This is a genomic window from Spirosoma sp. (assembly GCF_026391055.1).
Classification (GTDB): Bacteria; Bacteroidota; Bacteroidia; order Cytophagales; family Spirosomataceae; genus Spirosoma.
Genome location: NZ_JAPLET010000010.1, coordinates 312,135 through 332,818, shown reverse-complemented (window position 1 = coordinate 332,818; position 20,684 = coordinate 312,135). Strand labels below are relative to the sequence as shown.

24 protein-coding genes are annotated in these 20,684 nt (G+C 46.9%); 7 read left to right on the top strand and 17 right to left on the bottom strand.

The annotated features are described in order from the left end of the window. Nucleotides 1-177: 177 nt before the first annotated feature. From NT073_RS03795 to NT073_RS03780, 4 genes are all read right to left on the bottom strand, one after another. Nucleotides 178-1,131, bottom strand: a complete 954-nt coding sequence (locus tag NT073_RS03795; protein WP_297369001.1) for a DUF6624 domain-containing protein — start codon at nucleotides 1,129-1,131, stop codon at nucleotides 178-180. A gap of 308 nt (nucleotides 1,132-1,439) precedes the next feature. Further along, entirely contained in the window at nucleotides 1,440-1,895 is a 456-nt protein-coding gene (locus NT073_RS03790) for a hypothetical protein (protein ID WP_297368999.1), read from the bottom strand. A 422-nt stretch (nucleotides 1,896-2,317) separates the two neighbouring features. Then, complete coding sequence (locus NT073_RS03785; RefSeq protein WP_297368997.1) at nucleotides 2,318-2,857, bottom strand: hypothetical protein; 540 nt, start codon at nucleotides 2,855-2,857, stop codon at nucleotides 2,318-2,320. Between the two features lie 35 nt (nucleotides 2,858-2,892). After that, complete coding sequence (locus tag NT073_RS03780) at nucleotides 2,893-3,120, bottom strand: hypothetical protein (protein WP_297368995.1); 228 nt, start codon at nucleotides 3,118-3,120, stop codon at nucleotides 2,893-2,895. A gap of 134 nt (nucleotides 3,121-3,254) precedes the next feature. Between NT073_RS03780 and NT073_RS03775 the strand changes: the two genes are divergently transcribed. Both NT073_RS03775 and NT073_RS03770 read left to right on the top strand, forming a co-directional pair. Next, a complete protein-coding gene (locus NT073_RS03775) occupies nucleotides 3,255-3,488 on the top strand; it encodes a hypothetical protein (RefSeq protein ID WP_297368993.1) in 234 nt (77 codons plus the stop codon). 188 nt (nucleotides 3,489-3,676) lie between these two features. Then, nucleotides 3,677-3,835, top strand: a complete 159-nt coding sequence (locus NT073_RS03770; RefSeq protein ID WP_297368991.1) for a hypothetical protein — start codon at nucleotides 3,677-3,679, stop codon at nucleotides 3,833-3,835. 11 nt (nucleotides 3,836-3,846) lie between these two features. On the opposite strand, the gene NT073_RS03765 is transcribed toward NT073_RS03770, so the two are convergent. The 4 genes from NT073_RS03765 to NT073_RS03750 all read right to left on the bottom strand — a co-directional run bounded on the left by NT073_RS03765 (nucleotide 3,847) and on the right by NT073_RS03750 (nucleotide 7,009). After that, nucleotides 3,847-4,236, bottom strand: a complete 390-nt coding sequence (locus tag NT073_RS03765) for a hypothetical protein (protein WP_297368989.1) — start codon at nucleotides 4,234-4,236, stop codon at nucleotides 3,847-3,849. A gap of 4 nt (nucleotides 4,237-4,240) precedes the next feature. Next, nucleotides 4,241-4,720 (bottom strand): hypothetical protein, encoded by a 480-nt coding sequence (locus tag NT073_RS03760; protein ID WP_297368987.1) that lies wholly within the window; start codon nucleotides 4,718-4,720, stop codon nucleotides 4,241-4,243. Between the two features lie 361 nt (nucleotides 4,721-5,081). Then, complete coding sequence (locus NT073_RS03755) at nucleotides 5,082-5,600, bottom strand: hypothetical protein (protein ID WP_297368985.1); 519 nt, start codon at nucleotides 5,598-5,600, stop codon at nucleotides 5,082-5,084. A 695-nt stretch (nucleotides 5,601-6,295) separates the two neighbouring features. Further along, on the bottom strand, nucleotides 6,296-7,009 hold the full coding sequence (locus tag NT073_RS03750) for an XRE family transcriptional regulator (RefSeq protein WP_179830282.1): 714 nt from the start codon (nucleotides 7,007-7,009) through the stop codon (nucleotides 6,296-6,298). Between the two features lie 120 nt (nucleotides 7,010-7,129). Between NT073_RS03750 and NT073_RS03745 the strand changes: the two genes are divergently transcribed. Then, nucleotides 7,130-8,395 (top strand): DNA polymerase IV, encoded by a 1,266-nt coding sequence (locus NT073_RS03745; protein ID WP_297368981.1) that lies wholly within the window; start codon nucleotides 7,130-7,132, stop codon nucleotides 8,393-8,395. Nucleotides 8,396-8,472: 77 nt separating this feature from the next. Here the strand turns inward: NT073_RS03745 and NT073_RS03740 are convergent, their stop codons facing one another. After that, complete coding sequence (locus NT073_RS03740) at nucleotides 8,473-9,333, bottom strand: pirin family protein (RefSeq protein WP_297368979.1); 861 nt, start codon at nucleotides 9,331-9,333, stop codon at nucleotides 8,473-8,475. Nucleotides 9,334-9,400: 67 nt separating this feature from the next. Further along, nucleotides 9,401-10,216, bottom strand: a complete 816-nt coding sequence (locus NT073_RS03735) for a DNA-formamidopyrimidine glycosylase family protein (protein WP_297368977.1) — start codon at nucleotides 10,214-10,216, stop codon at nucleotides 9,401-9,403. Between the two features lie 361 nt (nucleotides 10,217-10,577). On the opposite strand from NT073_RS03735, the gene NT073_RS03730 reads away from it, so the two are divergent. Then, nucleotides 10,578-11,513, top strand: a complete 936-nt coding sequence (locus NT073_RS03730) for a hypothetical protein (RefSeq protein WP_297368975.1) — start codon at nucleotides 10,578-10,580, stop codon at nucleotides 11,511-11,513. Between the two features lie 79 nt (nucleotides 11,514-11,592). Here NT073_RS03730 and NT073_RS03725 read toward each other — a convergent pair whose 3' ends face one another. The 6 genes from NT073_RS03725 to NT073_RS03700 form a co-directional block, all read right to left on the bottom strand. Then, complete coding sequence (locus tag NT073_RS03725; RefSeq protein WP_297368973.1) at nucleotides 11,593-12,030, bottom strand: hypothetical protein; 438 nt, start codon at nucleotides 12,028-12,030, stop codon at nucleotides 11,593-11,595. A 2-nt stretch (nucleotides 12,031-12,032) separates the two neighbouring features. Then, nucleotides 12,033-12,899, bottom strand: a complete 867-nt coding sequence (locus tag NT073_RS03720; protein WP_297368971.1) for a transglutaminase family protein — start codon at nucleotides 12,897-12,899, stop codon at nucleotides 12,033-12,035. Nucleotides 12,900-13,011: 112 nt separating this feature from the next. Next, nucleotides 13,012-14,625 carry an OmpA family protein gene (locus tag NT073_RS03715; RefSeq protein ID WP_297368969.1) on the bottom strand — a complete coding sequence of 538 codons (1,614 nt, stop codon included), beginning with the start codon at nucleotides 14,623-14,625 and terminating at the stop codon, nucleotides 13,012-13,014. Nucleotides 14,626-14,748: 123 nt separating this feature from the next. Next, complete coding sequence (locus NT073_RS03710; protein WP_297368967.1) at nucleotides 14,749-17,043, bottom strand: UvrD-helicase domain-containing protein; 2,295 nt, start codon at nucleotides 17,041-17,043, stop codon at nucleotides 14,749-14,751. A gap of 80 nt (nucleotides 17,044-17,123) precedes the next feature. Beyond that, nucleotides 17,124-17,339, bottom strand: a complete 216-nt coding sequence (locus tag NT073_RS03705) for a hypothetical protein (RefSeq protein WP_297368965.1) — start codon at nucleotides 17,337-17,339, stop codon at nucleotides 17,124-17,126. Between the two features lie 89 nt (nucleotides 17,340-17,428). After that, nucleotides 17,429-17,563: a hypothetical protein gene (locus NT073_RS03700; RefSeq protein ID WP_297368963.1), complete on the bottom strand. Its 135-nt coding sequence runs from the start codon at nucleotides 17,561-17,563 to the stop codon at nucleotides 17,429-17,431. A 162-nt stretch (nucleotides 17,564-17,725) separates the two neighbouring features. On the opposite strand from NT073_RS03700, the gene NT073_RS03695 reads away from it, so the two are divergent. The 3 genes from NT073_RS03695 to NT073_RS03685 all read left to right on the top strand — a co-directional run bounded on the left by NT073_RS03695 (nucleotide 17,726) and on the right by NT073_RS03685 (nucleotide 20,067). Beyond that, complete coding sequence (locus tag NT073_RS03695) at nucleotides 17,726-18,313, top strand: RNA polymerase sigma factor (protein ID WP_297368960.1); 588 nt, start codon at nucleotides 17,726-17,728, stop codon at nucleotides 18,311-18,313. 82 nt (nucleotides 18,314-18,395) lie between these two features. Then, nucleotides 18,396-19,028, top strand: coding sequence for a hypothetical protein (locus NT073_RS03690; RefSeq protein ID WP_297368958.1), 633 nt, complete (start codon nucleotides 18,396-18,398; stop codon nucleotides 19,026-19,028). Then, on the top strand, nucleotides 19,012-20,067 hold the full coding sequence (locus NT073_RS03685) for a DUF4097 family beta strand repeat-containing protein (protein ID WP_297368956.1): 1,056 nt from the start codon (nucleotides 19,012-19,014) through the stop codon (nucleotides 20,065-20,067). The genes NT073_RS03690 and NT073_RS03685 overlap by 17 nt, the downstream gene beginning before the upstream one ends. Before the next feature lie 88 nt (nucleotides 20,068-20,155). Here NT073_RS03685 and NT073_RS03680 read toward each other — a convergent pair whose 3' ends face one another. Beyond that, nucleotides 20,156-20,680, bottom strand: coding sequence for a cupin domain-containing protein (locus NT073_RS03680; RefSeq protein WP_297368954.1), 525 nt, complete (start codon nucleotides 20,678-20,680; stop codon nucleotides 20,156-20,158). Between the last annotated feature and the right edge of the window lie 4 nt (nucleotides 20,681-20,684).

Here is a 20,684-nt window from a genome sequence, read left to right as displayed (position 1 = left end):
GTCAAGCTGTTCCTGTTGGGGCGGTTAGCTTGTCTATCGAAGCCGCCATGCACACACTACTTTGGCAATTCACCCAACACCACCATGAGTGTTGATGTTAGGCTGAAAACCCTTCTTCGGGCCGTGCGGCCTGTCGCCCGATAGCCGCCCACGTGGAGCGTTTTTCTGGTTGCTTACCTACTTTATTCCTTCTCTTTTCTCAATGCTTGGAAGTTGTTTTTTATACTCATCTACATTCCATTTGATACCCCACTGCTTCACATAATCGGCCAAAGGGCCTAAACCAACCTCAGCCCGTCTTCTATCAACGTTATCAGGGTCTTCCAACGGTAAAATGTAAGAAGCACCAGTACTATCCTCGCCGATTTGACTTCCATAGGTCTGCTGCCTTTTCTCACCTAAGGCAACTCGGTCTTCCAGCAATGCTAACGCACTTGGCTCTGCCTTTTTATTTTTTACAGCCTCGCGCATCATAGGTAAATACTTCTGTTGAGTAGTCAAATCCGCGTGTTGGATTACCAAAAATAAAGTGCTGTTGGCCTGCGGCCCAACCTTGTCTGCTCCAACCCAGCCGTACTGGTCCAGTACATCTTTAACTTTTAGAAGATTTATGCTGTCTTTATATTCTATAGTCTTCCACAACTCACTAACTTCTTTGGAGTCGAAGCCGAATTTTTGGCCCAATTCGTTTATTTTCAAACGGCCTTTTTGGTCGTCGTCATAAATAGTTAACAACTTAGCTTGAAGAGGTTTATCATAGTTAGCTTCAATTCGGTCAACTTTAGTTTGCATTTTAGCTAGCAATGACTTCCAGCCTTTTGTGTTATGAAGAGAGTTCAGGTCACTATCCGCTTTCATGTGCCTGATATTCACGTACCCTTTATCAAAGGCTATATTCAGCCAATTGAGAGCTAACCCAACATCTCCTGCTAAAGCGGCTGAACACCCCGCATTATATAAATCAGAACGTATATTTTGCTCTTTCGTAAATGCCAACTTATAAAGCTCAACTGATTTTTTATAATCTTTTTGGATATACTGCTCATTGGCTTCATTGACTAAATGGTTATAATTCTGTCCATACACGAACGAGCAAAGAAGGCAGGTAATCAGAAAGAAGACAGGTTTCATGGCGAAACAAAGTTTAGATTATGTGGATAACTATGTTTATAGTTAAATGTTGCGTTCGCCAAGCAATTTTATCAATTGATTTCTGTATTACTTTTCTAAATGTAAAAGGTAGTCTAACCAAGACGTTTTGCTTGTCGGCCACAGCCAGAAAATGGATACCTAAAAGCTGCCCAAATGAGCCGGGCTCCCTGTCGCATGAGGCCAACAAACACGCATTTTTAATTGTTTGACCTCCACCCAATGCCTCCAAGGGCTGATGATGAGGAAATTACTCTGGACAACAAACGTTGCGTCAACCTTTACACCCTTTACTTATTGGGCTGAAAACCGTCCGACGGGACGTGCTCCCTGGCGCCCGGAGGCCGCCAAACACAAATAAAAAATAATACTGAACTACTGATTAAACTAGCTACTAGAAAAATCAGAAAATACAGCTCCCAATCTTCATTAAAATCCCCAATCAGAAAAAGTATAAAGGCGTTCATAAAGACCATTGAAAAAATGGCTGCACTAACCCTTATACTTTCAATTTCAGTTTTATATAGGAGAAATAAGAAGATTAAAGAAGGAGGTAGGTTTGCCAACAAATTGGCAGTAAAGATATGCCCTGGCTTATCTGATAAAATTACTTTATTGATGAAAGCAACCAGATAACCATCAAAGGTCAGAATATATATCTGTAGGATTGGGGCAAACGAAGAAGCCACAAACACAGCAGTCAATATTAAGGGTAGAAGCAGACGTCTTTTTGAATTCTTCTTCATTCAAAACTGATTACTAAACAAGCCGAAAGGTTTACTTGTCAGAGCGGTTGACTTATCGCACGCTACGTCGCAAACCACTTTTTTGCCTCCCAATCGGTGCGTTTCCGCTGTCACACGCTACGTGACAAATGTACTTTTTATCGGCCTCAACTGGGGCGATTCTCGTGTCGACTGAAGCTGACCAACGAGCCACAAAGCGCCCTACTGAAACGGGTCCCTTTTCGCACGCAATCCCACCGCTACGTTATCTGCTGTTCTATCAAACCAACGACCCCATATGTTGATGGCGACCGTAGGGAGCCTTTACACACATGGCCGGTTGGGCTGAAAACGCCGGCTTTGCGGCCTGCTGCCTGTCGCAGGAAACTCACCCACGCGGAGCGAACCAATTAAGCACCCAAACGAACAAGCCGGGTTTATTATCAAAAAGCTTCTTTTTTGCCTCCGCAAAGCTTTATCAGATGTGTAAAGGCTTTTTTACAACGATCTTCCAAATTTATGTCAGAGGTAAAACATAAGAGAACTTCTGTATGCATGTAAGAATCGAAGCTACTGGGGCCTTGGTTTTGTTGCGTTATACATTTGCCGCTGCTACAAGTAGCATAAAAGTATATATCACCACCTATCTTTTCTGTACGAACAGAGTTTGGGTTTAAATTTTTGAAATGCCCACTAAACAAAGTTTTACGCGCGTAGTTCTGCATGTCGGGAAGAACTACACTTAGAAAGTACGAGTAACTTTGAATGGAATAACTACCATCTTGTTTTATAGTCAAAAATCTTGTGAATTGATCTATCTTGTTTATGGCAACAGGGCTATTTTCAAATTTAGTATTTAACCAATCAATAGTCTCTTTTTTAGTCTGGCCATAAGCAGATAGGCTAAAAATAACCCCAAACATTATAATAAAAATTTTCATAACTTCGGTTGCTTGCAAAAATGCTGTTTTGAGAGTGTTCAAAAAAAAGTAAGAGCAAAATATTGGTCAATAAAATATTATTCCAAAGTAGTAATGATTGTTGCACCATTACCTTGTACAATCTCATTAATCTTAAGGCCATTACTTACAAGTATAGATTTTACTTTTTCTAAATCAAATTCAGAGGAAGCATTATGACTAAAATTCCAGACATATTGTCCCTCTACAGGTTCAGAGGGTAAAGTGTCTACATTTATAAGTCTCATATCCTTGAAAGCATGATAAATTGTTGTGTAAATGTCCATCGTGTTTGTTTGTAATAATGAGGTAATGTGCTAATTACTGAATACACGAGCAAATAACCTGCCTTGCTGAGACGTGCAGATTGTCGCCCGAGACCCGGAAATGGAAACTCAAAGCTACTCAACCAAGGCGTTTCTTGTGTCAACCAGAACACGCCGAACGAACCAAAACCCTGACCTCTGGAACGTTCGGCCTATCAGCCGGAACCCAGAAATGGAAGCCTGGCATTGCCCACGAGGGGCGTTCAACTTGTCGCATGAAACCCGAAAATGGAAGCCCAAAAGACCGCCTGTCGGGACGTGCAAGTTGTCGCCGAAAGGTTGGCAAACACGCTTTTTTTTATACCTGTCTGGAACACCCAACGCCTTGAAGTGTGATGCTACGGGGCATAAGCCAACTGAACGTACACAAGCTGTTCCGTAGTTTACACACTTGATCTTGTTGGGTGACACCAACCCCGCATTCGCTCAAGCTGGCTGCTGGATTTAACCCGCAGATAGACCATCAGCTAGATACCCCTCACCAAGTACCCTGTAAGAAACAACCCGCTAACGGAGCATGACTACGCAACAAGAAGAAGACGCAATAAAAGAACTGGAAACCATGATGCTCAGCTACTGCACCCCTATGACGCGGGAAGAGTGGGAACGTAACATGGCGATATATAATAGGGTGTGGGATGAAGTGGTGGGGAATGTAAAAAGCCCCTCCGAGTGAAGGGGCTTTTTTTATGTTAATGTATTGGGTATAAATTTTTTTCGAAGATTGTAAATATTGTTAAACTCTTCCCTAGATGCTACCCTAACAAAGTCAATAACGCCAAGGCACTCACCTTTGTCATCTTCATCTGCCTCTATTTCAAGTAGACAATCAATAGAAGAGGCACTATTCCCAAGAATACAACAAGGATATACGGCGTATATAATCCTAATTTCCGGCTTTCTATTGAAGTGATAACTTTTATACCCCTTCCAATTTCCAGTTAATGATTCCCCACTAGTAGGATCATTAATTATTTCATTAATAGAGTCCTTAATTGATTCAATTAAATTTTTTGCCTTTTTAAAGCTCTTTATATCCTTATCAAATGCAGTACGCCTAGAAATTCTATGCCCCATTTATTTAATCAAATAAAGCCATAAGCGACTTTTTACCAGCAATACTTTTCCCTTGTGACATTGACTCAACAACAACTTCTGATAAGAATTTTTTAAATTCAATAGAATTTTCGTCTGGCTCATCGGCGGTTGCTAAATAATGTGCATCCTGAGCAATTTCACGAATTTGCACAAAGAGCTTCTCAAGTTGAATTCTATAATTTATTTCCCGAAAATCAACATTGGGCATTCCCTTCAATTCGCTTTCGGCTGAACTTAAGATTTCGTTCAATTCCTTATGGACACTTAGTAACATGCCCTTGTTTAACTTTACAATCTTTTTATGGAAGTCTGCCATTTTTATTTGACAGGCTATAATGTCACTAACAACCGGCTCCCAAAGAATAACCTCCCCTTGTGATTTATTTCGCAGACACATTACATTACGGATTTCACTGTAGGGCGATTCCATAGCATACTGAGTATTTTGATTTATAGCTGCCATTTTATCAAGGTTAGGTGTTGATATAATCCTTTAAATGCCTATTGAACTAATCGATTAATTAATATTAATATATCAATTAATCGAGTCAATCAATCGTACCCCTCGTTAAGGAGCGCAAAGGTAGGTAATACTATTAATAAAACACAATAAAAGGGACTGGCGTTCTTGCTTTTACGGCATAATGTAGTATTTTATTCAATACTATCAGCAAAATGGTATTTTATATAGCAAAAAGTGGTACGTCATAATAGGATGAACTTTAACAATCTTTACTTTTTATGTTCAATAATGTTTGATGTTGTTCATAAATGTGCGATATTAGGGTAAGTTAAATCACTAAATATCAGCACAATGAAACGAGTTATTTCTTTTTTTGGCTTTGTTCAGTCTCCCCTTTGGCTTTCTGGCTTTGCGACTGGACTCTCAATTGCGAGTATAGCATATCAACTTTTACATGCAATGCGTTAACCAATGAGTCCGATTGACTACCCTCTTTATCATTTAAAAGTGGCGGCAATGCAAAGGCAATTATTGCCGCAATAGCAGAAACTATTGCGGCATACTTTGACCACTTAGCGGATTCAGCCGCATCTACTGTTGCTTTTGAACTATCTATCGTTGCTTTGTGTAACTCCTTCTCGCGCTGGTCATTGGCAGCTTTCCATTTATCAAATCCACCCATATAATATGCCTCATATCCCCTTTCTGTAGCTTTGTTAAATTGCTGAAAACCAGTAGGCTCAATTAACTTATAGGCTTTCAATTTTTGAATAACAGCATTGTGCATTTTTCGATTACTGTTATCTACTTTGAAATTTAAATCGTCTGGCCTTAGTATGTAAAACTCAAGCATTAAGGCAGTCATTTCAGATTCTGTCATTACATTCTTAGTCTATATTGATCTCCCTAATTCACTGTTAGAATGTGGTTAATTCAGTACCCCATTAGGCATAGAGCAACCCCATACATATTACACTATACGCTCTCGACTACGCTTAACGCCGACTAAGCACACACATTGCCCCCTGCCGGATTTAGCTGGGATTAGGCACAAAAGCTAACAAAGCGGCATACTCATTGGCTGGCTGCTGGATTTAAGCAGCAGATAGACACACATCGCGTAGCAAAGCTGTTTCAACACCCAACATACTATTGTACGCAACATCACTTAATGTTAATATTCTGATAATCAGTGACTTACTATTAAGTGTAAGCTGTACCGTACGGCCCATTTACTAGCTTTATCGACTTTGTACAAGGGTACACGTTTAAAGTGAACAGCGCAACAGGAGTATACGAAAGCTATCGTTTTTTTGCCCCAATTGATTATACGGTGGTCATTTGCTGAAGATGCTGTAATCCGACAAACGGATGGAGCCAGGAAGGGGCAATCGGTGTGCTCAACAAGCTTTCGCTGGCGTAGCGGCTTAGATAAAAAACCACAGAGACACAAAGCGCACAGAGGGTTTCAGTACCAGGCAACGGCCTTACTACTTGAAATCTCTGTGCGCTTTGTGCCTCTGTGGTTTATAAAAAACTTTCCGTCGGGAATTAACAGCAACCTTACGCCAGGCTTTACTCCACCGGCGCTTCTACGATCGCTACAATCTTCCAAAGGCCGCGAATGTCCTGCAAGGGCACCGTCACGTTGCCACCGTTGGGGTTGTCGGAGTGGAGAGTCAGGTATTTGCGGGTTAACAGCTCGTTGTCGCGGATACGCTTCACCACAAAGTAATCCCGGTACATGACTGCATAAACACCCCCCGACTGGTATTCCCAGTTGTTTTCACTAACGGGTATTGCCAGTACTTTGGCACCATGCGCCAGCTGCGGACTCATGCTGTTTCCCGAAATCTCCAGCACAACCGAGTTCTTATGTCCCTTTACAATGGGCTTCCGTACCCGAAAGGAATCTACATCGGTCGAGTGAATGCCTTCGGCGAAGCTCTCGACGAAGGTGGCGTAAAATTTTACCGGTATGAATGGCACTTCGATAGTATCATCATCGGCCGAGAGAAGCCGTGCGTTTGCTTGTGGGGAGTTCAAGACGGGCATGATACCGCGAATCAGGTAATCGGCGCTGATTTGCGGATAACAAGCCAGCAAACTCATGATTGTGTCATAAGAAGGTTTGGCCCGGCCATTCAAAATATTGTAAAACTTCGATGGATTTTCACCTAACTCCTTCGCTATCTGGTAGATAGTTATGCCAAGGGCATCAAAAACCTGCTTCAGTCTGTCCTGGATTGTCACGGGGGATGATATTTTTTTTAAACAATTCTCGGCCATTGCCGTAAGGATAGCTAGTGATTATAATACAAGTCAAATATATTGCGCTTGTATTACAACAAACATAGTCAAAATATAAACGACTAACTGCACCAAAAGTCACTTTCTTACCCAAAAACCATGAATCGTAACCGGCTTTTTACCCAAAGGCAACCCACAGTTCTCTTTGTGGATATGAACAGTTTCTTCGCTTCCTGTGAGCAGCAGGACAACTATTGGCTGCGGGGAAGGCCGGTTGGCGTTTGCGTATACACCGGGCGGAACGGCTGTGTAATCGCCCCGTCTGTCGAGGCCAAGTTACGGGGCGTAAAGACCGGTATGCGCCTGGATCAGGCAATTGTGCTGTGTCCGGAACTGGTGCCCATAGAAACCCACCCCGCTCGATATCGGGAATACCACGTAAAGATCATTGACGTGTTGCGAACCTTCTCGGATGATGTTGTGCCGAAAAGTATTGACGAAGCCGTTGTCGACCTGACAAACTATCAACTGGTGTACAAGGATATGTCGCAAACGGCCGTGGCGATTAAACAGGCCATCCGGCAGAAAGTGGGCGACTGGCTCCGCTGTTCCATTGGTATTGCTCCGAACGTTTTTTTGGCCAAACTGGCCTCCAATGTTCAAAAGCCGGATGGTCTGACCACTATTACCCCCGAAACGATTGACAGCGTGTTACAAACCATGACGCTTACCGATCTGCCCGGTATTGGTCACCGCATGGCCGCCCGGCTGGAAGCGGGTGGGGTTCGTACACCTCTTGAACTCCGCTATGCTACCCCCGATCACCTCCGGGCGGTTTGTAAGAGCATTATTGGCTGGCACTGGCACCTCCGGCTCAACTTTGGGGGCGAAGTGGATCTGGACGCCAATCCGGATAATAAGAGTATGTCGGCGATGCGTACCATTTCGCAGGAGCAACGAAGCACGTCCGAACGCCTGGATGAACTCCTGCAATCGCTCTGCCTGACGCTCGAACGACGAATGGTACAGCGAGGAGTGTTTTGTCAGGACATGTCGTTCTCCTGCCGCTATCATAATGGCAAAACCTATAATTATGAAGCCCGATTCAACGAGCCGAAACAAGATGGGTTGGAGCTATACGGCATTATCCGCGAGCGTCTGGAGAAATTCCGGCTGGCTCACCGCTGCGAACCGGTACTAAATGAACACATACGTAGTATGTGCGTAGCTGTATTTCGCTTTATCCCGGCCGAAGTGGTTCCATTAAGTCTGTTCGGAAATGACGACCGCAAGGGGAAATTTCGCCAGACGCTCTACGACCTCAAGGCAAAATTCGGTACTGACAAGCTGATCCGGGCTACCGAACTGCGTGACAACCCGGTTTATAAAGACGTTATCGGGTTCGGAAATATCAAGGATTTGTAATGAGTTGTCGCGCAGACGGCCACCGGCCGGGCCGCTGATCCGGAATGGCACCGTCCACGCGCCAAAAACAAGTTTACTTACGTCAGTGACCCCATCCGCCCGTTCTTAAAATCGTCAAAAGCGGCCAGAATTTCTTCGCGGGTGTTCATGACAAAAGGCCCGTATACGGCCAGCGGTTCCTGGATCGGCTCGCCGGCCAATATAAGAACTTTGGCACCTGTTGTGGTCGATACCGTAATTGTGTCACCGTCTGAGTTCGTAAGGGCTATCTGACCCCGGGTTAGGCTGGCATCGTTGAAGGTCACCTGTCCACTCAATACATACACCATCAGGTTGTAACTAGCCGGTATGGAAAGCGTTTCTGATTGACCACCGCCCAAGGCTAAATCGGCGACGACAAGCGGGCTAAATGTATTGGCTGGGCCGTGTAAACCAGCCAGATCGCCCGCAATTATCCGGAATGCGCCACCACCGGGTAAGGTGGATGTGGTAATTTGGGAGGAGGCAATGTCCTGATAACGCGGTGGACTCATTTTGTCTTTGGCAGGTAAATTAACCCACAATTGCACAAAGTCGAGCCGACCACCCTGACGCGAGAATTCACGTTCGTGTTTCTCTTCGTGAATAATTCCCGAAGCCGCCGTCATCCATTGCACATCGCCCGAGAAGAGTTTGCCTTTGTTACCAGCGGAGTCCCGGTGTTCGAGGGCCCCTTCATAAACAATCGTTACCGTTTCGAAGCCGCGGTGCGGGTGTTGATCAACACCTTTAGGTCGTTCCGACGGCTGAACCTGCATGGGGCCGTGGTGATCCAGTAATAAAAACGGATTGAACGGACGCGACCCTTGTGGATGGAAAGCATTTAACCCAATGAAGCCGTCACCCACGCTGTTCGGGGTGGCCGTTCGTATAGTTGAAATTGTACGTTGCGTGCTCATAATACGTGTAGATACATGTATTAGGAAAACCAACTAGTTTGCCGAGTAGTTCATTGGGGCGTCCAGCCTACACACATTGCTCTTTCGGACAAAAGAACGTAGTTCGGCCACCGACAACAGAACGTTCAATACGGGTTTTGCAACGGGGGCAGTACTTGTGCGCTTCCACATCATCGTAAGGAGAATCATCCCATTCACGAACATGTATTAGAAAACCAATGGGGAAGTCCCGGTACGTGGCTTCGTAGCGAATGGCCGTTTCCAGTACCAGCCGAATGGCTATGTGGAGGCTGGCCATCTGGTCATCGGTCAGTGTGTCAGCACGTTGTTCAGGATGGATCAATGCCTGAAACAATACCTCATCGACAATCCAGTTTCCTAAACCGGCAACTACGCTCTGGTCAAGCAGAACAGGTTTGATAAAGGCCTTTTTCCGGCGAACGCGGTCGCTTAGGGTTTCCAGCGAAATGTCGAGTCCGTCATCACCAATCTTTTTACGCAGCAGAAAGGCGTCGACATCTGTAACGAGGCCAACACGTTCAAATTTTCGGGGGCACAGAAAGCCAAGGTTGAAACCCGACGTAAATTCGAACACGATTCGGGCAAAGCGGGGCCGGTCGAGAGTAGCATGGTAGTACTCCAGATCGCCAGTCATGCCAAAATGCATATGAACAATTACATCGGGCGCATCGGTAAAAACGAACAAATTTTTACCAACCCGTCTGGTACCAGTAAATTGCCGCCCGGTAAGAGCCTGCTGCAGCGTAGCCAGATCGGTTGTAAGAAGTTTTTTGTCTTCTACTTCAATATGGCTAACCGACTGATAAAGAGAGGATGTTTCGAGATACTGGCGTCTTATTTCGACCTCCGGAAGTTCTGGCATTACTAGTGATTTTTAAAGCACAACATCCTGTTTGTACGAGATGTTATAGTGAGTATAAATGGCCGTTCAGGAAGTTTTCTGAGCAGTCTAAGAAAAACTTATTTATTTTGCGGTACATTCGGTTGATTATCAGATGCTGGTTTTCATGCAATTAGGTATTGGATTAGAAACATTTTCAAAATCCTGCCTGTTGTATGTGGCAATAGTGAGTATAGCGATAACGTTGAACTAACAGTCAGTCAGGTAATTCTGCCAGTAGATTTATCAAAACAATATCAGATGTAACAACCTCTACACATCCGCGAAAGCGGCTTTTTTTACAAAGTTTGTGCATGTTCAATCGTTAAACTGAAAATTCTAAATGGAAAATAATCCGCAAAAGTCAAGAACTAACGGCGCGCTGCTAGCTGCCCTCATTATCATGACGGGTCTGGCTGGTGTATCCAGTTATCTGTACTTCGACCAGAAAAAAGTTTCTGAAAATCAGGAAGTAACAATTTCGGAGCGCGTAGAGGAGTTGTCAACAACACGGGTTAAACTGGACTCTATCTCGACAGCACTGGATGCTAAAATTGCTGAAGTACAGAAATTAGGTGGCGATGTTACGGAGCTGGAAAAAATGAAGGTACAACTGGAGCAGGACAAAGCTTCGCTGCGGAAAGGAAACCGAATCTCCATTGCCAAATACGAGGAGAAGATAAAGCAATACGAAGCTTTTCTGGTTGAAAAGGACACACTCATTTCGAACCTGCAACGCGAAAACGTAACCTTAGCGTCGAACGTTAAAGTGCTCGATGAAGAAAATACGGGCCTGAAAACGGAACGCCAGCGGTTATCCGATTCCGTAACGACGGTAGTTTCTCAGAATCAGGAGCTATCTACGAAAGTGACCCGCGCTGCTGCACTGAAAGCACAAAACGTGAAAGTGTTCGCCGTGAACGCCAAAGGAAAGGTGAAAGACGACGACTCGTATAAAGCTAAGCGGCTGGATAAAATCAAGCTGGTTTACACCTTACTGGATAATCCGCTGACGAAAGAAGAGCCTAAAGATGTGTTTGTGCGGGTGCTGGACCCAACCGGTGCCGTTGTATCGGACATGGCCAACGGTTCAGGAACATTTACGGTAGATGGTAATGAAACCATCTACACTACCAAGCAAACGGTTAATTACACAAACAACGGGCAAAACGTTGAACTGATGTACACACGGGGTATTCCTTATAAACCCGGTAAGTACACGGTTGAACTTTATTCGGAAGGGTTCCGGATTGGTTCGGGTGAGTTTGCTGTTCGGTAAAAGTCTTATTTGATCGACATTCATAAAAAAAGCGTGATGCCGTCGGGCATCACGCTTTTTTTATGAATGTATTTTTGATCTATTGTCTGGCACCGGAAAAGTTGAGCGCGCTTTCGGAGCTATCCTGTAGTGTAATTCGTAACAGTTGCCCTTCTTTTTCCATTCCGTTATCGGTAAATACCCGGTCGGTCTGTAAGGTGGCAATGGTCGAGCTGCCAACATTGAGCTGTATGCTGTTTGCCCGACGGCTCAGACTGACGTGCTGGACAACCCGGTCTTTTTGAGCCAGTGCGGGTTGATGAAAGACCAGCGTGACCTTGTTGTTTGATTCGGCCTTTACTTCTGCATACGGCAACTGGCCCGCCGAGAGAGCAACGGAGGGGTCGATGTAAAAATTGGTGCGGTAGGTTCCGACTACTTCACCTGTCAGGGTTGTAGAGGTTGGTTGAATATCCCCTTCACGCTGGCACGCTGTCAGTATTCCTACAAACGAGCAGAAAAGCAGTCGTTTTTTCATGGTCAGTTCATTGTTTTATTCGTAGACCCCACTGAGCTTGAAAGGGTTGGCGCATCATGTGCTTTTTTTTCGCTCTCGTTCGAATCGGTATCAGCCGCTTCAACCCATACCTTCATTTCGTCGAGCGTCATAGCACCAAACTGGGTTGTAAATGCCACATCAGCGGCATCCCGCCCGTAGGCAACCGTAATGCGGTTGCCTAGCGGCCTGACCTGGGTGGCGTCAAAGGTAAACCAGCGGCCGTCTACGTAGGCTTCAAACCAGGCGTGGAGGTCCATTGGGTCGAGTTGATATAAATAGCCAACGACCATTCGGGCCGGAATATTTAGTGCCCGGCATAAAGAAATGCCCAGGTGAGTGAAGTCCCGGCAAACGCCAATCCGGCTGGAAGCTGTGTCCACTGCCGATGTACTGGCATCGCTGGTGCCGTATTGGTACGTGACCGATTCCTGAATCCACTTCCGAATCGCTTCGGCCTGGTCGTAACCGGGCTCCACATTTTCTGTGATTTGTGCCGCTAGCTGGCCCAATTGGTCGGATTGACAATAGCGGCTCGGGAGCGTATAATGGAGTACGTCATCTGGTAACTCTTCAACAGGTGTATAGGGCGCGCCGGGGGCTATGTCAATCGCGTCGGCGGTTTGCACTGTCGCCGAAAAATGAATGGAAAAAGGCCCTTCCGGTGCAACAACCCGTTGACAAAGGTTGCCGTACATATCGGTAAACTCGGTAACATTAACGGCGGGCGTGATTTGATATTCCTCCCGGATGATCCACTGACCGGCCCCGGAACGGGGTCGGAGCATTAGAATAAGGGGAGTTGGCGTTTGAGCATGAAACGAGAGTTCGCAGCCAGCATTGAGTTGCATCGCTTAATTTGTAGTGAAATGAGAGGTTTTATTTGCTAGAATACTAACACAAATAAATGCGTATAGTTGGATAACAAAGGTAGTTTTCACTAAAAAGAGGCCAGGAATCAGCTTACTTTTTCACGATAACAAATTCCACCCGCCTGTTCTGCTGACGACCTTCATCGGTGTCGTTAGTAGCCGTTGGTTTCGCTTCACCAAATCCTTTGCTGGCAATGCGGTCGGGTTCGATGCCTTTGCTGATGAAATACTCCCGGACGGCGTCGGCCCGGTCCTGCGACAGCTTGGCATTTATTTCGTTAGAGCCCGTGTTATCGGTATGCCCGCGCACTTCAATGGTCATTTTGGGGGCGTCGTTCAGCGTTGTTACGAGTCGGTCGAGTTCGGGGCCGGATTCGGGGCGTAGTTCAGATTTACCCGTGTCGAAGAAAATGTTATTCAGGCGAACGATACTACCCACTTCAATCGGAATTAGTTTTAATTGTTTATCCGTAATCTGCTGATAGCCCTTAGGCTGGGTTAAATCAATATTAGCACCTTCAGCGATGAAGTCTTTGGCTACGGCCCGCATGGTGTAGCGCTGGCCGTAAGGGAGCACAATTTTATATTCGCCCGTGATAGGATCGGAAGTTGCTTCGCCCGCTTCGGCACCGTCGGGCAGAGTTTGGTAAATGATCCGGGCTTCGATGGGCTTGCCGGTAATCTGATCAACTACTTTACCGCTGATGAGGGCCACCGGATCGGGTCGGGTAGCAGCGGTGTTATCTGCTACATCTGTACTGCCTCCTACTTTGCCGGGTTGATTTGCGGGGGTATCATCCGTTAGTTTTACCCGAACGATATCGCCTTTACCGAGGGTGTTCTTGAACGTAGTTAGATAGGCATAATCACCTGTTGCACTTAAGGTAAAATAGGCGTCGTAGCCATCAGTATTAACTTTGGAGCCAAGGTTAACCGGCTTCGACCAGTGTTTCCAAGTTTTATCGACCCGCTTGCATACATAAATGTCGTTGCTGCCCTGTCCCCCCTCCCGGTCGCTGGAGAAATACAGCGTAGCCCCATCGGGAGCCAGAAAAGGTGTTGTTTCAGTAAACTTCGTGTTGACTTCCACGCCCAGATTCATCGGCTTGCTCCAGGAACCGTCTTTCTGTCGGAAACTCACATAAATATCGTCTTCCTTGCTGTTTTTCTTTTCGCTGAACGCCATCAGTAGCACTTTGCCATCTGCCGACATAAACCCGCAGTCAAACTGTCCCTTACTCATGCTTACGTAGCCGGGAATGTCCATTTTCTGCGGGGGTGACCAGCCCGAAGCTGTTTTTTTGCTCAGCGAGAACCCGCGTGTTTCGTAGTTGCCGTTGTTGTACTGGCCTTTGATTAGCATGGTGTTGCCATCGGGCGTGATGCTGTAAGCACAGTTGTACTCGTCTTTATTAAGTGGGAAGCCCATACGCCGGGCGGGGCCCCACTTGCCGCTGGCCGCGTCGAGATCGGAGTACCAGATGTCCTGGCTGCCTTTGGTGCCATGCGTATTGTTGGGATGGCTGATACGGGCAAAATACAGCGTCTTCCCATCCGGCGAAATCATTGGGTTAATCTCGTTGTATTCTGAGTTGACCTGATTACCGAGGTTCTCAACGCTGGTCGAATCGGCTTTGGACTGGCCGTTGGTTGTTAACGAGGCAAGGAGTAAAAAACTGGCCGCAACGGCACCGGAAACGTTCATGGATGTTACGAAGGATTGTGGAGCTTGTAAGAGAACGTTAAGGATAGGCAGTATTGTATTTCCTGTTAATCCAGATTCGTTGCATCAATACCTGCATCTTTCAGAATACCTAAAGGTCAGGCCTCAGGCCACCACCCGTAGCTTCGCGAAACTCAGTAGCAGCACTTTCTCGCCCGCTTTCTCGAAGGCGATCGTTGCTTTGCGCTCCGTTCCATTCACATCTACAGCTTTAACTGTGCCAAATCCAAATTTCGCGTGCTCAACCCGCTGGCCCGCTGCTAGTTCGGCCGTGCTGGTAGGCGCAAAATCGGCGGAGGGTGTGTGCGAAACCGTTGGCTGGGGTGCCTGCGAACGGGCCGTTTTCTGCGCCAGCGACCGCACAAAACTCATCGATCCCGTCGATGTGCTTTCACTACGATCGCGTTCGGGCCGGTCGAAGTCTGTCCGGCTCGGTGCCGACCGAAGTTTGGACATTTTCATGTACTTCTGGTCGATTTCCATCAGAAACCGGCTTGGTTCGCACATTTTTAATCGGCCGTAATGGTAACGCGTTTCGGCGTACGATACCGTCAGCCGTTTTTCGGCGCGGGTAATGGCTACGTAAAACAGACGCCGTTCTTCTTCCAGATCGCTGCGGCTTTCGAGCATCATCTGGCTCGGGAATAAATCCTCTTCCAAGCCAACAATGTGGACGTTCTTGAACTCAAGTCCTTTGGCTGCGTGGATGGTCATCAGCGTCACCTTATCATTGTCGCCATCGTCCTCTTTTTCGTCGGCGGTGGTGAGCAGCGAAACGGACTGAAGAAATGCACTCAGACTCTTTTCTTCGTTATCCGGATTGTCGACAAATTCCTTGATGGCGTTCAGCAATTCCTGCACGTTTTCGTACCGGGCTAGTCCTTCAACGGTTTTGTCGTCGTACAGTTCTTTGAGCAGACCCGACGTTTTGGCAATGTGCGAGGCTACTTCAAACGCATCTTTCTGATCGAGCAGGAGTTTATAGCTCTTGATCAAATTCGCGAAGCCTTCAATTGGAATCGCCGAGCGACCGGCCACATGCTGACCAATATTAGCAACAATCTCCCAGATGGATTCCTGCTTCTCGGCTGCAATAACACTGATTTTTGCAACAGTTGTGTCGCCGATACCGCGCTTGGGGAGGTTAATGATCCGCTTGAACGCTTCCTCGTCCTGCTGATTGACCGTAAAACGCAGGTACCCAATTAAGTCCTTGATTTCTTTCCGCTGGTAGAACGACAGACCGCCGATAATGCGGTACTTGATGCTCACTTTACGCAGAGCTTCTTCAAAGGCCCGCGACTGGGCGTTGGTTCGGTACAGAATAGCGAAATCGTTGTTCGTCAGCGACTCGTTCATCTTCGCTTCAAAAATAGACGAGGCTACCAGTCGCCCTTCTTCGTTATCCGACGAGGCTTTGATCAGGTCGATGAGTGATCCGTCTTCATTAGCCGTAAAGACTGATTTCTCCAGTTGGTTTTTATTCCGGGAAATAATGGAGTTTGCGGCTTCTACAATCGTCTTGGTAGAACGGTAATTCTGTTCCAGCTTTACGATTTTGACGTTCTCTTTGCCATAATCGCGCTGGAAATTGAGGATGTTCTCTATGTTAGCACCCCGGAAGGCGTAAATACTCTGGGCATCGTCGCCTACGATACAGATGTTCTGATGAACGGCTGCAAGTTTACGGGTGATGAGGTATTGGGAAACGTTCGTATCCTGAAACTCATCGACCATCACATGCTGAAACTTGTGCTGGTACTTGTGCAGGATGTCCAGATGATCACGGAACAGCACGTTGGTGTTGAAGAGCAGATCGTCGAAATCCATGGCATTAGCCGCAAAACACCGCAACGCGTACTGTTTGTAAATTTTGCCAATGTGCGGCATCCGGGCAGATTCATCGTCGGCCTGGATAACCGCGTTATTGATATAATCTTCCGGTCCGATCAGGCGGTTTTTAGCACCGGATATACGGCTAAAAACGCTGTTGACCCGGTACACTTTATCATCCAGCGCCATCTCTTTCACAATACTGCGCAGAAGCGACTTGGAGTCGTCGGTATCGTAAATGGAGAAATTGCTGGTATAGCCAATGGCTTTGGCTTCGATGCGTAAGATCTTGGCAAAAACGGAGTGGAACGTGCCCATCCAGATGTTGCGGGCTTCGGTGCCGACCACCTTTTCGATTCGATTACGCATCTCGCCGGCGGCTTTGTTCGTAAACGTCAGCGACAGAATGCGGAACGGGTCAACGCCGTTTTCGATAAGGTGAGCAATGCGGTACGTCAATACGCGGGTTTTCCCCGAACCCGCTCCGGCTATAATCATCAGCGGGCCGCTGCCGTGCATCACGGCTTCCCGCTGGGGGTCATTTAATCCTGAAATATAATCAACCATTCGGCTCGTTTCTCTTCCTTCTATAACAAGTAAAAGTACGAAAAAATTTGGTTGGGGTGGAGGAGGAAATCGGCTGAACGCTATACAAACTCCCCCGGATCAATGCCCATCACGTCTGAAACAGACGGGGCTGTGGCGGCCCCGCCGTCGCCTTTCCGATAGCGAAACCACTCGCGGCTTTTATAGTTGTAGACAAAGCCTTTGAGAATGCCGTAATTATCGTTTTCAGTGAAGTGAATAATCTTTTTTAAGTCGTGCTGGACGGTTCGTGGTTGCGCGACCTCAATAACAATCAATACGGGTTAATTGATCATTGTTATCGAACAATAATACGTCAGGTTCCTGATGTCCTGGCCCCTCACCCAATGGCGTTTCGGGTAACGGCTCAAGGGTGATGGATTTTTCCCGATAAAATACCCAGACCGACGGTCAGCTTACTGATTACACGCTGGTGTTCGAGTGGGAAATTGGTGCCATCATCATGAACCAGAAAGGGCGAATTATAATTTTGTTTGTACATAGCCATTAGATGAAGTTGATGCTCTAAGTTACAGAAAAACAGACCTTAAGCAGAGCGGTGGCAAAAACGTTGACTTTTTCTGAATTATTGTGCAACATTTCAGAAATTCATACCTCTTTCTATCGATAACAACCTAAAAACCACCCCGAGACGCTGAATCTGTTGGAATCGAACCGAAATCGCGACGGTGCACCGGTCGGACCGCCTTACCCGGACCGTCATGCCGACTTGGTCAAACGCTGCCAACAGGGTGAGCGACGAGCACAGTATGACCTGTACCAGCAATACGTAAAGGCAATGTATAATGTTTGCCTACGTATTGTGAACCACGAGGCCGAGGCTGAAGATGTATTGCAGGAGGCTTTCATGGACGCTTTCAGTCATATTAATTCGTTTCGGGGGCAAAGTACGTTTGGCGCATGGCTGAAACAGATTGTCGTGCATCGGGCCATCAACCATTTGCGTACTAGGCGGTTGGAACTGGTAGACATGGAGTCGCACCGGCTGGGAGAGGATGATGGACTCGACTATGCCGACCCTGATCCGTACGACGAAGAAGGTACACAACTGGAAGTTGAGCGGGTTAAGCGGGCGATGCAGCAACTACCGGAAGGGTACCGAGTGGTGTTATCACTGTACTTATTTGAAGGATACGACCACGAAGAAATCGGGAATGTCCTGAACATAAGTGAAACTACCTCGCGAACACAGTACTTACGCGGCAAAAAACGATTGCTGGAGTTATTGTAAGGACTGTACCAGACGAGGGCAGCAACCGAAGAGTACAACGAACAAATACGAACGACGAGTCAATAGATTCGACACCATAAAGATGAAAAAAGATAATCTGGAACGCTTCGTCCGCGATAACCGCGAGGCTTTTGACGACAAGGAGCCACCCAATAACTTGTGGCAAAAACTAGAACAGGGGCTGGATAAACAGCAACCTGAACGGGATACGCCATTCCGTCAGATTCATATTAACTCCACTCAAGCCGGTGAGGGAAGCACAACTGGACAATCGCCGACCCGATTGGCAAGTCGGCAAATAGGCTGGCCTGCGCTCGACTGGCGAGTGGCGGCTTCCATTGCAGTGCTACTGCTGGCCGGCGTATTTGTGTACATGAATCACGAATACGGCGTTGCGCATCAGCCGGAAGTGGTAGCGGCCAGCCCGATGTATGCCAAAGAGGTGGTGCATTACACCGAACTGATCGACGTGAAACGGGCTGAGTTAAAGCAAATGACACAAGACGACCCGGAACTGTATGCCGAATTTGCCACCGACCTCGACCGGCTTGAGAAATCATACCAATCATTGAAATCCGACTTGCCCAAAAACCCGAATCAGGAAGTGCTTATTCAGGCCATGATCCAGAATCTGCAACTTCAGATTAACCTGCTCAATGAACAGTTGCGTGTTATTCAGCGCATTAAACAACAAACTCATGAAAATCCTGTGTAGTATAGTACTGTGCCTCTTGCCGATGCTCACCTGGGCCGGAGAGCATGAAGGGTTTGGCACGATCGAAAAGAAGAAGACCATTATCAAACTGTTCGATGTGAGCAGCAACGATAATCTTGTTGTTGACAACCAGTTCGGGCAGGTAACGGTTGGTTTGTGGGACAAAAGCGAAATCCGGGTGCAAATCACCATCATCGCCAATTCTGATTCCGAAGAGCGGGTACAAAAGTTTATGGATGCGGTATCCATCGAAGAGAAGCGCTCCGGCAACCAGATCACGGTTCGCACAAATTTTAGCCAGAGCAGCATCTCAAACTGGAGTCTGGGCAAATGGAAAGACGGCGGTGAACGGAACTTCGTTAAGATCAATTACGAAGTGATGATGCCCCGTCAGAACGCGCTGTCTGTTCGGAACCGATTCGGCGATACCAACATTCCGGCTTTTCAGGCCCCTTTAACAGTCTACAGTCGATACGGCAACTTCAATGCGGATGATCTAACCAGCCGCCAGAACGACATTGATGTGGCCTACGGTAAAGCAGACATCGGTACTATGGGTCAGGGAAAAGTGGATATGGCCTATGGTAATCTGGAACTGTCGAAAGCCAATGTACTGGTGCTGACCAATAAATTTGGGAAGATGAATATTGGCGATGTAGGTAAGCTGGATGCAGATATCAATTACTCGGGAGCTAAAATTGGCACTATCCGCGAATCGGGTAAGATTAAAATTGAGTTTTCGAACGGCTTTCGGATCGACCAGCTACCCAAAACCGCCGATAACCTGAACATTCAGGCGGCTTATTCATCAATAGGGCTGCCGTTAGACAATAGCAATGATTGCGACTTCGATGTAACGGTGAGTTATGGCAACTTCAATTACGGGTCTGGGGCAACAATGCATTTCACATCCCAACCCAACGACAATGATAATCATCGTGGCCCCCGGCTTACCAAACAGTACATTGGCAAAGTTGGTAGTGGATCGGGCACCAAAGTGCGGGTAGTGTCGAAGTTCGGGAATGTGAGTTTTAGGTAGTCAGGGCCGGGATTTAAAGGATTAGACAACATTTTAGACAAGATTACTGAATGTTAACATCCCGAATACTTGTCAGCAACAATCTTGTCTAATCCTTTCCATCTGGTCGAAATCCCGGTTCTGACAGTTTCTCAATTACTTCTCTATACTCCGGAAACTGGTTTAGTAACGTCTCGCGGCTGGCCAGTTCGAAGTCAGCGAAGTCGAAACCGGGGGCTACAGTGCAGCCAACCAGCGAGAAGTCAATACCGGTGGCAGGCTTCGAGCCGAACCAGCAACCCGCCGGTACGACGGCCTGAAATACTTCGCCTTTTTCTGGATTGTTGCCTAGCCGAATAACCGTTAATTCGCCGGTTGGGGTAATGACAAAAATTTCCAGCGCCCCACCCGCGTAAAAATGCCAGACTTCGTCCGACGCAATCCGGTGCAGGGCCGAAACATGATGGCTTTCGAGCAGAAAATAGATTGCTGTACTGAAGGCCCGATCTCCGCCAAATCGCTCCGGTAAATCCGTCTGCCGAATTGTCTCGGCTGCCCGGTACGTCTCCGCAAAATAGCCCCCTTCAGGATGAGGCTGCATGTTGTAAGCGTGGACGTAATCGGCAGCAGTCATTGTT

Excerpts from the sequence above, each read along its gene's own strand:
- NT073_RS03795 (WP_297369001.1), bottom strand. The coding sequence starts at position 1,131 with ATGAAACCTGTCTTCTTTCTGATTACCTGCCTTCTTTGCTCGTTCGTG.
- NT073_RS03790 (WP_297368999.1), bottom strand. The coding sequence starts at position 1,895 with ATGAAGAAGAATTCAAAAAGACGTCTGCTTCTACCCTTAATATTGACT.
- NT073_RS03780 (WP_297368995.1), bottom strand. The coding sequence starts at position 3,120 with ATGGACATTTACACAACAATTTATCATGCTTTCAAGGATATGAGACTT.
- NT073_RS03770 (WP_297368991.1), top strand. The coding sequence starts at position 3,677 with ATGACTACGCAACAAGAAGAAGACGCAATAAAAGAACTGGAAACCATG.
- NT073_RS03765 (WP_297368989.1), bottom strand. The coding sequence starts at position 4,236 with ATGGGGCATAGAATTTCTAGGCGTACTGCATTTGATAAGGATATAAAG.
- NT073_RS03760 (WP_297368987.1), bottom strand. The coding sequence starts at position 4,720 with ATGGCAGCTATAAATCAAAATACTCAGTATGCTATGGAATCGCCCTAC.
- NT073_RS03755 (WP_297368985.1), bottom strand. The coding sequence starts at position 5,600 with ATGACAGAATCTGAAATGACTGCCTTAATGCTTGAGTTTTACATACTA.
- NT073_RS03750 (WP_179830282.1), bottom strand. The coding sequence starts at position 7,009 with ATGGCCGAGAATTGTTTAAAAAAAATATCATCCCCCGTGACAATCCAG.
- NT073_RS03745 (WP_297368981.1), top strand. The coding sequence starts at position 7,130 with ATGAATCGTAACCGGCTTTTTACCCAAAGGCAACCCACAGTTCTCTTT.
- NT073_RS03740 (WP_297368979.1), bottom strand. The coding sequence starts at position 9,333 with ATGAGCACGCAACGTACAATTTCAACTATACGAACGGCCACCCCGAAC.
- NT073_RS03735 (WP_297368977.1), bottom strand. The coding sequence starts at position 10,216 with ATGCCAGAACTTCCGGAGGTCGAAATAAGACGCCAGTATCTCGAAACA.
- NT073_RS03730 (WP_297368975.1), top strand. The coding sequence starts at position 10,578 with ATGGAAAATAATCCGCAAAAGTCAAGAACTAACGGCGCGCTGCTAGCT.
- NT073_RS03725 (WP_297368973.1), bottom strand. The coding sequence starts at position 12,030 with ATGAAAAAACGACTGCTTTTCTGCTCGTTTGTAGGAATACTGACAGCG.
- NT073_RS03720 (WP_297368971.1), bottom strand. The coding sequence starts at position 12,899 with ATGCAACTCAATGCTGGCTGCGAACTCTCGTTTCATGCTCAAACGCCA.
- NT073_RS03715 (WP_297368969.1), bottom strand. The coding sequence starts at position 14,625 with ATGAACGTTTCCGGTGCCGTTGCGGCCAGTTTTTTACTCCTTGCCTCG.
- NT073_RS03710 (WP_297368967.1), bottom strand. The coding sequence starts at position 17,043 with ATGGTTGATTATATTTCAGGATTAAATGACCCCCAGCGGGAAGCCGTG.
- NT073_RS03700 (WP_297368963.1), bottom strand. The coding sequence starts at position 17,563 with ATGTACAAACAAAATTATAATTCGCCCTTTCTGGTTCATGATGATGGC.
- NT073_RS03690 (WP_297368958.1), top strand. The coding sequence starts at position 18,396 with ATGAAAAAAGATAATCTGGAACGCTTCGTCCGCGATAACCGCGAGGCT.
- NT073_RS03685 (WP_297368956.1), top strand. The coding sequence starts at position 19,012 with ATGAAAATCCTGTGTAGTATAGTACTGTGCCTCTTGCCGATGCTCACC.
- NT073_RS03680 (WP_297368954.1), bottom strand. The coding sequence starts at position 20,680 with ATGACTGCTGCCGATTACGTCCACGCTTACAACATGCAGCCTCATCCT.